1 protein-coding gene is annotated in these 776 nt (G+C 74.0%); it reads right to left on the reverse strand.

Annotation, left to right across the window (positions count from 1 at the left end; all coding sequences use genetic code 11):
* Positions 1-776: arginase family protein (locus DSP71_RS18385; RefSeq protein ID WP_258546542.1), on the reverse strand; the 776-nt coding region annotated here is incomplete at both ends.

Consider the following 776-nt stretch of genomic DNA (forward strand, 5'->3'; position numbering starts at 1 on the left):
GGGTCGAAAACCGTCACGGAGGCGCCGACGGCGCGCGGCGCGAGCTCCCGCAGCAGTGCGGTGAGCTCCGCCGCGCCGATCCCTCCCGGGTCGGGACTGTCGACCGCGGGCATGACGGAGGGGTCGAGCACATCCACGTCGAGCTGCAGCCAGTAGGCCGGCCCTGCCACTGCGGCACACTCCGCGCCGACCCGCTGTGCTCCGCGGGATAGGACCTCCGCTGCCGGAGCAACCGTCCCCAGGACGGCGCGTGCCTCCTGCTGCTGCTCGTCGTCGTCGCGGTGGCCGATGTGCGCGGTGCGGGCGGCAGGGAAGTAAGGGCCGCTGCCGTCGATGTCGGCGATGGCCGGCCAGTGCAGTCCCACCGCCGCGGCGAGGTCTTCCCCGGCCACGCTCGCGCTGTCGGGGTCGTTGCCGGGGTGGCGGAAGTCGGTGTGGCCGTCGATGTGCACGAGTCCGATCCCGCCGCGATGGGCGGAGGCGATGCCTGCACCCAGGAGGATCGAGCAGTCGCCGCCGATCACCAGCGGCGCCTCATCCCTGTCGAACGCCTGACCGATGCGGGCGGCGAGGCGTCGCGCGTGATCGACCATCGCGACCTCGTTCCGCACGTGGCCGGGGGGCCTCGTCGCGGCATCGTCGACATAGCGTCCGGGGAGGACGACGCCCGAGTCGGTGGCGCCGAACGCGGCGAATCGGCTGAACAGCCCGGCCTCGCGCAGCGCTTCCGGGGCCTTCGCCGCACCCGGAACCGCGCCGGGCTGTGGCGGGCGGAG

The sequence above is a fragment of the Microbacterium sp. H6 genome (genome assembly GCF_003314775.1).
Taxonomy (GTDB): Bacteria; Actinomycetota; Actinomycetes; order Actinomycetales; family Microbacteriaceae; genus Microbacterium; species Microbacterium oxydans.